Below are 3,521 nucleotides of genomic sequence, written 5' to 3' on the forward strand. Positions count from 1 at the left end.
CTTTTGCATTTGCCAAAGAAACTTCACTAAACACACCCTGAGGTTCTGTTTCTAAAAAAGATTTTTTACAGGCAAAAATGGTTACCCCCAGTAAAAGGGTTGCCAATATTTTTATCCATTTATTTTTCATAATTTTTATTTTACTTTCTTAATTATTATTTATTAAAATGCAAGGCTTACTCCTACAGTCAATATTTTTGAGCTTGGATAATTTCCACCGTCTATTCCGGCATACGCATCAGGAGAATTACCAGCGCTACGTGTACCAATAGCCGGATCGAGGCCACCGTACTTTGTGATAGTAAATAAATTTTGGCCCTGCACATAAAATCTCATGTTATCTACTTTTATTCTTCTCAACAGATCTGCCGGAACTTTATACCCTATTTGTAAAACCTTGCAACGTAAATAAGAACCATCTTCTACATAATAACTGCTGGGCTTGTAGCTCTCATTATCTGTAATATCAAGTATGGGTAATTTAGCATCGGTACGTGTTGGTGTCCATGATTCGTACAGCATACGCTCAGAGCGGTTACCATTAAAGCCAAAAAAATCTGTAAAATACCTGGTGTAATTAAATATATCGTTGCCCTGTGTACCTGTTAAAAACATAGAAAAATCGAATCCTTTATAATTTGCGGCTAAATTAATACCAAAAACTAATTTAGGATTAGGATCTCCAAGAGCACCTTTATCGTTATCATCAATTTTCTTATCGCCATTTATATCTTTCCATCTAAAACGGCCAATTTTTGCACCTGACTGTGTGGAAGCGGCAACTTCTGCAGCATTTTGGAAAATACCATCAACTGTATAACCATAAAAAGTACTCATTGGTTTACCCTGCTCATGACGGATCAATGGTCCTATCCTGGTATCTACACCGGCTGGAAAAAATGAAGTGAGACCAAATTCTGGTGCCAAAGCACCAATTTTATTTTTATTACTGGTTAAATTAAGTCCTACACTATAGTCAAGATCTTTATTGATTTTATCTCTCCATGTAGCAGCAAATTCAACTCCTTTATTGATAGTATTTCCAATATTTACAAAAGGTGTAGATGTGATGTATGGAAAAGTTCCGGGAAAGCTTCTTCTAAAAAGAAAATCTCTATTACCTCTATTGTAAACATCAATAGAAACATCAAGGCGGTTACGCAATAAAAGCGCATCTACTCCAATATTTTTTTGTGTTTGAGTTTCCCATTTTAAACCCGGAAAACCTAATGAGGTAGCAGTATAACCTGTAACAGTTGATGTATTAGTACCGTTTATATCATAAAATGTAGTACCTGCACCACCACCAAATGATGAGTAGCCAAGGCTTCCATCAATATTATCATTTCCAGTTTCACCATAAGCTATTCTTAACTTAAGGTTATTAACGAACTTAACATCCTGCATAAAATTTTCCTGCGAAACATTCCATGCAAAACCAACTCCATAGAAGGAATTACCTTTTGCTATTGGAAAATTTGAACTTTCATCGTGTCTTAATGTAGCATTTAAAAGATATTTGCTTTTATAACCGTATTCTAAACGCCCCATGTAACTTTCTTTTGCAGGCCCTTTACTACCGTAGCTGCTTACACCTCGTGTTGCAGGGTCTGCAAGTCCGGAGTTTAAGTACCATAAAGCCCTGCTTTCTAAAAAGTAATTGCTCAGGCCCCCGCTAATACCCCTGAATAAATTAAGTTTTGCTTCGTGTAGTGCAGTAAATTTAAATGTATGATTGCCAATTTGATTATTATAATCTAATTGCTGGTTAAGTACCCATCCATTATAGCGTTCTGTTCTTTCGCCAAAACCGTTAGCAGCCCTTGGTTCATCTGCCTCGGGATCAACAAAGGTAAAACCCTGAAAAAAGTTAACACCATAATTTATACCAAAATTAACCCTGGCTGTAAAATGATTTAGAAATTTCAGCTCTCCATAAACATTGCCAATCAACTTAAAAAATTCTCCCCTGTTATTCTTATTTCTCGATAATTCTGCCAAACCGTTTCTTCCGTTACCAAAGTTTTTTGAACCGGCAAAATTGCCCCCTTCATCATATACAGGAATAATGGGCTGCTGTTTTAAAATACCCGAAACTAATATGTTTTGTTCGCTCTGGTTTCCGCCTGGCTGGCCTACACTGTTAGAAAAACCAACCTGCATATTTTCTCCAAACGTAAAACCTTTTATTTTAAATTCAGTATTACCCCTTACGGTATAACGTTTAAAATCTGTAAAGCGCATAGTACCATCCTGGCTAAAATAATTCATACTGAAGAAATATTTTCCTTTATCGGTTCCGCCTGCAGCACTTACATTATGCTCCATCATTGGGGCAGTACGCATTACCACATCCCACCAGTTGGTTCCCTGCTGGTTAGCTTTTGTAATAAGGTTACCAGGGTAACTGTAAGGGGTTGTTGGTGTGCCTCCCAATGGAGTAAGGTAAACAGGTAATACCGGTTTAGGGCCGTTACCATAAGTTCTTCTAACTTTATCATTAGGATCGCTAAGCGGCCACAGGCCAGCGTTATTATATGACTGATACACCAGGTCCGCATATTCCTGCGATGTTTGTATCATAAATTTGTCGTAACCTTTAACAGCTTTTTGGTTTCCGTAATACCCGCTGTATTCAACTTTAGGCTGTCCGCTTTTACCTTTTTTTGTGGTGATGATTATAACACCATTTGTTGCACCAATTCCATAAGCAGCAGTAGTTGCAGCATCCTTTAAAACTTGAATAGACTCAATGTCATTAGAATTGATATCATTAAAAAATGCACCGCTTGTTTGAACCCCGTCAATTACAACTAAAGGATCTCCACCACTGAATGATGATATACCTCTGATCCTTACAGAGGCACCATCACCTGCCGCACCGGAAGTGGTAACTTGTACACCTGTAGCCCTGCCCTCCAATTGCTGTGCAAAAGATGGAGAAGCAACTTTTGTAAGATCTGCAGTTTTAACAATAGAAACTGCTCCTGTAAGGTCTCTTTTCTTTTGAGAGTTATAACCAATTACAACCACTTCATCGAGGCCGGTATTACTTACAGTTAATTCAACAGTAATACTTGCCTGGTTATCCTGCACTTTAATTTCCTGGGTGGCAAAACCTACAGAAGAAACTAAAAGTGTTGAACGGCCTTTGGGCAGTTGAATTGAAAAACTACCATCGTTACCGGATATGGTAATTGAATTAGTTCCTTTTACAGAAACAGTAGCCCCCACAACAGGGCCATTTTTTTCCTTTACAAACCCGGTAACATTTTTTTGTGCGTAAATAAAAGAAGAAACGAAAAGCGTGGCTAGCAGTACAGATAGCCGCAAAGCAGAAGATTTAGGCATAAGCAGTCGTTTTAAAGTTAAAAAAGAATAAACAGATAACTATTTAAAACTTCTTTATAATGATAAGAAATAGATGCATTTCCTGCATTTTTCTGAAGCTTATTTTTCTTTTAAAAAAATCGAAATCATTGTTTGTATCCAATGCAATTTGCTGAGAGGAAATATAAGGG

General features: G+C 37.2%; 1 protein-coding gene. It reads right to left on the reverse strand.

Annotation, left to right across the window (positions count from 1 at the left end; genetic code table 11):
• Positions 1 to 162: 162 nt before the first annotated feature.
• Positions 163 to 3,351, reverse strand: a complete 3,189-nt coding sequence (locus ACY65O_RS00545) for a SusC/RagA family TonB-linked outer membrane protein (RefSeq protein WP_462218894.1) — start codon at positions 3,349 to 3,351, stop codon at positions 163 to 165.
• Positions 3,352 to 3,521: the final 170 nt, after the last annotated feature.

Origin of the sequence: Ferruginibacter sp., from assembly GCF_031430955.1 — a bacterium.
Classification (GTDB): Bacteria; Bacteroidota; Bacteroidia; order Chitinophagales; family Chitinophagaceae; genus Ferruginibacter.

What these genes read in the sequence shown, in the direction of transcription:
- ACY65O_RS00545 (WP_462218894.1), bottom strand. Translation starts at nt 3,351, where the DNA reads ATGCCTAAATCTTCTGCTTTGCGGCTATCTGTACTGCTAGCCACGCTT.